The organism is Methylophaga sp. UBA5088, from assembly GCF_002414625.1.
In the GTDB taxonomy this organism is placed as follows: domain Bacteria; phylum Pseudomonadota; class Gammaproteobacteria; order Nitrosococcales; family Methylophagaceae; genus Methylophaga; species Methylophaga marina.
The window spans coordinates 52,552-57,903 of record NZ_DIAC01000074.1; the positions used below are offsets into that span (position 1 = coordinate 52,552).

At 43.9% G+C, this 5,352-nt stretch carries 6 protein-coding genes; all 6 read left to right on the top strand.

Annotated features, from left to right (window positions below):
- A partial coding sequence (gene plsX / locus B4K20_RS09655; RefSeq protein WP_289282720.1) for a phosphate acyltransferase PlsX occupies nucleotides 1–975 on the top strand: 975 nt, incomplete at its 5' end.
- Nucleotides 975–1,931, top strand: coding sequence for a beta-ketoacyl-ACP synthase III (locus B4K20_RS09660; RefSeq protein ID WP_414673652.1), 957 nt, complete (start codon nucleotides 975–977; stop codon nucleotides 1,929–1,931). The genes plsX and B4K20_RS09660, both read left to right, overlap by 1 nt.
- Nucleotides 1,932–1,947: 16 nt before the next feature.
- On the top strand, nucleotides 1,948–2,883 hold the full coding sequence (fabD, locus tag B4K20_RS09665) for an ACP S-malonyltransferase (protein ID WP_289282722.1): 936 nt from the start codon (nucleotides 1,948–1,950) through the stop codon (nucleotides 2,881–2,883).
- Between the two features lies 1 nt (nucleotide 2,884).
- On the top strand, nucleotides 2,885–3,628 hold the full coding sequence (gene fabG / locus B4K20_RS09670) for a 3-oxoacyl-ACP reductase FabG (protein ID WP_289282723.1): 744 nt from the start codon (nucleotides 2,885–2,887) through the stop codon (nucleotides 3,626–3,628).
- A gap of 141 nt (nucleotides 3,629–3,769) precedes the next feature.
- Nucleotides 3,770–4,006 carry an acyl carrier protein gene (gene acpP, locus B4K20_RS09675; protein WP_007145140.1) on the top strand — a complete coding sequence of 79 codons (237 nt, stop codon included), beginning with the start codon at nucleotides 3,770–3,772 and terminating at the stop codon, nucleotides 4,004–4,006.
- Between the two features lie 93 nt (nucleotides 4,007–4,099).
- The gene (fabF, locus tag B4K20_RS09680) at nucleotides 4,100–5,341 is read left to right on the top strand and encodes a beta-ketoacyl-ACP synthase II (RefSeq protein ID WP_286304666.1); all 1,242 of its coding nucleotides are present in this window, start codon (nucleotides 4,100–4,102) and stop codon (nucleotides 5,339–5,341) included.
- Nucleotides 5,342–5,352 lie beyond the last annotated feature (11 nt).

A 5,352-nucleotide genomic window follows, 5' to 3' on the forward strand; every position in this document is an offset into this window, starting at 1 on the left:
CCTCAAGTCGTGATCCCCGCTGCCATATCAGCATTAAAAAAACATCCAGATGTCACATTAATTCTTGTTGGTGATGAAGAAACTATTCATTCACACCTTCAAAAGAATGGTGTTGATAACGAACCAAGATTAATTGTCCATCATGCTTCTCAGCAGGTAGAGATGGATGAATTACCCTCCCAAGCACTGCGCGGAAAGAAAGATTCCTCAATGCGAGTGGCTATTAACTTAGTCAAAGAAGGTCAAGCCGCTGCTTGTGTCAGTGCCGGTAATACTGGTGCCTTGATGGCTACAGCCAGATTTGTTTTAAAAACATTACCAGGTATCGAAAGACCCGCTATTGTTTCAGCTTTGCCAACGATGAAAGGGCATACCTATGTTCTGGATCTAGGGGCTAATGTTGATTCAAGTGCTGCACACCTGGTTCAGTTTGCTTTAATGGGCTCTGTTCTTGCTGAATTGGTTGATGGTAAAGAAAAACCAAAGGTTGGCTTACTTAATATCGGTTCAGAAGAAATCAAAGGTAATGAACGGGTAAAAGAAGCCTCTCGGCTGCTAGAGCAAACAGACCTGAACTACATCGGTTACGTTGAAGGTGATGGTTTATACCATGGTGAAGCAGATGTGCTTGTTTGTGACGGTTTTGTCGGCAATGTGGCGTTGAAAACGAGTGAAGGCGTTGTTCATATGATTCGTCATTACTTGCGACAATCATTTACCCGAAACTGGTTGACGAAATTGGCCGGATTAATTGCCTCACCAGTATTAAAACATTTCCGTAACGAGTTAGATCCGCGTGCATACAACGGTGCGAATTTAATTGGCTTACAAGGTATCGTGATTAAAAGTCATGGTGGCGCAGATGAGTTTGCGTTCGCTAATGCCATTAACATTGCCATTGTAGAAGCCGCCCAGGACGTACCTAAAAATATAACAAAACACTTGGAAGTGTTACTGGAAGGACAAGTATTGTGATGTATTCTCGTATAGCGGGTACAGGCAGCTATCTGCCAGAAAAAATACTCAGCAATCATGATCTTGAGTCAATGGTAGAAACCAGTGATCAATGGATTAAAGAACGGACGGGAATCAAAGAACGTCACATTGCTGCAGAGAATGAAACAACCACAGACCTAGCTTATCAAGCGTCTTTAAAAGCAATTGAAGCTGCTGGAATCAACAATGATGACATTGATCTGATTATTGTGGCGACGACGACACCGACACAAATATTTCCAAGTACTGCCTCATTATTACAAGCCAAACTTAACATCGCTGGCTGTCCTGCCTTTGATATTCAAGCTGTATGTACCGGTTTTGTTTATGCGCTGACTGTCGCCGATAAATTCATCAAATCTGGCGGTGTTAAGAATGTGCTTGTTGTTGGTGCTGAAACTATTTCACGCATCATCGATTGGACTGACAGAAATACATGTGTGCTGTTTGGTGATGGGGCAGGAGCGGTAGTGCTTCAAGCCTCAGAACAGCCTGGTATTATTTCAACACATATCCATTCAGATGGCAGTTTCAATCGTTTGTTACAAGTCCCAACGGGTCCCGGTTCAGTAGTGACTGATGAATCTCCATATATCGATATGCAGGGTAATGAAGTATTCAAGGTTGCCGTCAAAACGCTCAGTAGTATTGTTGATGAAACGCTTGAGGCTAATCAGCTTGATAAAAGCGATATCGATTGGTTAATTCCCCATCAAGCTAATATTCGAATTATCGCGGCTACAGCACGAAAGCTACAGATGTCTATGGATCACGTTGTGGTTACTGTAGATAAACATGGTAATACTTCAGCGGCATCAATACCGTTGGCGCTTGATGTAGCGGTACGTGATGGTCGCATAAAACGTGGTGAGACTTTATTGTTTGAAGCCTTTGGTGGCGGATTCACATGGGGTTCAGCCCTTATTCAGTACTGATATTCAGGGGTAATGAATGAAATCAGCTTTTGTTTTTCCCGGTCAGGGATCTCAATCAATCGGTATGTTATCTGAGATAGCTACTGAACATGACATCGTTAAAGAAACATTCCAGCAAGCATCTGATGCACTTAATTATGATCTATGGGATTTAGTTTCAAATGGTCCTGAAGAATCGTTAAACCAGACAGACCGTACTCAACCTGCCATGTTAACAGCAGGTATTGCCATGTGGCGTGTATGGCAATCAGTTTCTGCTATCAAGCCAGATTATTTTGCTGGTCACAGTCTTGGTGAATATACAGCACTTGTCGCTGCAGAAGCTATCGATTTTAGTGACGCTGTCAAATTGGTTGAATTACGTGGTCAATATATGCAGCAAGCTGTCCCTGCTGGTGAAGGTGCTATGGCTGCGATTCTTGGTCTGTCAGATGATATCGTACGTGATGTCTGCAGCGAAGCATCCATTATCGGTGTTGTTGAGGCTGTAAATTTTAACTCGCCTGGTCAGGTTGTCATTGCTGGTTCGACAGCTGCGGTAAAAAAAGCCACTGAGATAGCAACAGAGAAAGGTGCAAAGCGCGCCTTAATACTGCCTGTAAGCGTGCCATCACACTGTGCATTAATGCGCCCGGCGGCTGAGCAATTAGCTCAAAAACTTGATGAAATTTCAATCCATATGCCAACAACGCCTGTTATCCACAATGCCAGCGTAACTGCAGCAGACGATGTGGTGTCTGTTAAATCGCTTTTAGCTCAGCAGTTATACAGTCCTGTCCGTTGGGTGGAAACAGTGCAGTGGTTTGCAGCAGAAAATGTGAATCAACTTGTTGAGTGTGGTCCTGGAAAAGTCTTAGCAGGCTTAACAAAGCGCATCGATAAATCAGTTAACGCAGTGCCGTTATTTGATTTGACCACGCTTGAGAAAGCACAACAAGCATTAGGAGAATAAAATGAGCTTAGATGGAAAAATTGCTCTGATCACTGGAGCTACACGCGGCATTGGTAAGGCGATTGCGATCAGTTTGGGTGAGCAAGGTGCAACTGTTATCGGTACAGCAACATCTGAAAATGGTGCCGCGACTATTTCAGACTTTCTAAAAGAAGCCAACATTCAAGGCCGTGGTATCGTTCTTAATGTCACCGATGCTGATGCTATTGATAATGTTGTCTCGATGATTGAGTCTGAGTTTGGTGCGCCGGAAATTCTGGTTAATAATGCTGGCATCACACGTGACAACTTATTAATGCGTATGAAAGATGATGAGTGGGATGACATCATTAATACAAACCTCACTCCGATTTATAAGCTTAGTAAACGTTGCCTAAGAGCGATGACTAAAGCGCGCTGGGGTAGAATTATTACGATCACCTCTGTAGTGGGTGCAATGGGCAATGCTGGCCAGACTAACTATGCAGCGGCAAAAGCTGGTGTAATCGGCTTCAGCAAGTCTCTAGCTCGCGAAGTGGGTGCCCGCGGCATTACGGTCAATACTGTTGCTCCTGGCTTTATCGATACCGATATGACAAGTTCTTTGCCAGAAGCTCACAAGACTGCACTGCTTGAGCAAGTCCCATTGAAGCGATTGGGGTTACCTGAGGAGATTGCCGCTGCGGTGAGTTATCTTGCCAGTACCCATGCTGGATATGTGACGGGAGAAACATTGCACGTTAATGGCGGCATGTATATGAGCTAATAGTCTGTAACTGACTATTAATTAAGTAATTTAATTATGAGTCAAGTTAGATGAATGCCATTTAGCTTGTCTCAATGGTGCAGGCACTATAAAATGCCTGCACATTGTTTGATGTATTAACCACCAAAGGAAATATTAGTTATGAGTGATATCGAAGCTCGCGTAAAAGAAATTGTTGTTGAACAATTAGGTGTCAACGCTGATGAAGTAACTGCGGATGCTTCATTTATCGACGACCTGGGCGCAGACTCTCTGGATACAGTAGAGTTGGTTATGGCTTTGGAAGAAGCTTTCGAATGTGAAATCCCAGACGAAGAAGCTGAGAAAATCACTACAGTTAAAGAAGCCGTTTCTTATATTAACGCACATCAGTCTTAATATAATTAAAAGCGCTTATGATAGCCGTCTAGTGTGTGAGAACATGCTAGGCGGCTATGTCATGTATACCTGTAGGTTTAAGGGGAAAACCTGATGTCGAAAAGACGCGTTGTCGTTACTGGTCTTGGAGCTGTCACGCCAGTCGGGCTGACAGTAAAAGAAAGCTGGGAAAATATTGTTGCAGGAAAAAGTGGTGTAGCACCGCTAACGTTGTTTGATGTTTCAGATTTTACTGTTCGCTTTGGTGCGAGCGTGAAAAATTTTGACGTCACATCAGTCATTCCTAAAAAAGACGCCAAAAAAATGGATACCTTCATTCATTACGGTATCGCAGCAGCCAAAGAAGCTATTGAAGACGCTGGACTGGTTATTACCGATGAAAATGCAGAAAGAATTGGTGTTGCTATTGGTTCAGGTATTGGCGGCTTACCCGGTATCGAAGCAGGTTACGACAGTTATTTGAATGGTGGACCTCGTAAAATCTCACCTTTCTTTGTACCGAGTAATATCATTAATATGATATCGGGCAATTTATCCATCATGTATGGAATGAAAGGGCCTAATACGGCTATCGTAACAGCTTGCTCAACGGGTACACACTGTATCTCTGCTGCGGGACGCATGATTCAATATGGTGATGCGGATGTCATGATTGCCGGTGGCGCAGAAATGGCCACATCGAAAACCGGTCTTGGTGGCTTCGCCGCAGCACGTGCATTGTCAACGCGAAATGATGATCCTGCAGCGGCTAGTCGTCCGTGGGATAAAGACCGTGATGGTTTTGTATTAGGTGATGGTGCGGGTGTCATTGTCCTGGAAGAGTATGAACATGCAGTGAAGCGTGGTGCCACTATCTATGCTGAACTTGTTGGTTCAGGCATGAGCAGTGACGCTTATCATATGACATCACCTTCTGAAGGCGGAGAAGGCGCTGCACGCTGTATGGTCAATGCGATCAAGGATGCAGGTTTAAATCCTGAAGCAATCGATTATATCAATGCACATGGCACATCGACTCCTGCAGGTGATGCCGCTGAGACACAAGCCATCAAAAAAGCATTAGGTGATGCGGCAAACAACGTAGCGATAAGTTCAACTAAATCGATGATTGGCCACCTATTGGGTGCTGCAGGTGGCGTAGAAGCGGTATTTAGCTTACTTGCAATACGTGACCAAGTCGCACCACCAACAATTAACCTTGATAATCAGGATGAAAGTTGTGACCTTGATTATGTGCCTAACACTGCACGACAAATGAAAATTGATGTCGCCATGTCTAACTCATTTGGTTTTGGCGGTACGAACGGTACTGTAATATTCAAAAAGTTAAGTTAAGCTGAGTGAAC

Bases quoted from the DNA above. Each gene is read 5' to 3' on its own strand.
- B4K20_RS09660 (WP_414673652.1), top strand. From the start codon at position 975: ATGTATTCTCGTATAGCGGGTACAGGCAGCTATCTGCCAGAAAAAATA.
- fabD (WP_289282722.1), top strand. From the start codon at position 1,948: ATGAAATCAGCTTTTGTTTTTCCCGGTCAGGGATCTCAATCAATCGGT.
- fabG (WP_289282723.1), top strand. From the start codon at position 2,885: ATGAGCTTAGATGGAAAAATTGCTCTGATCACTGGAGCTACACGCGGC.
- acpP (WP_007145140.1), top strand. From the start codon at position 3,770: ATGAGTGATATCGAAGCTCGCGTAAAAGAAATTGTTGTTGAACAATTA.
- fabF (WP_286304666.1), top strand. From the start codon at position 4,100: ATGTCGAAAAGACGCGTTGTCGTTACTGGTCTTGGAGCTGTCACGCCA.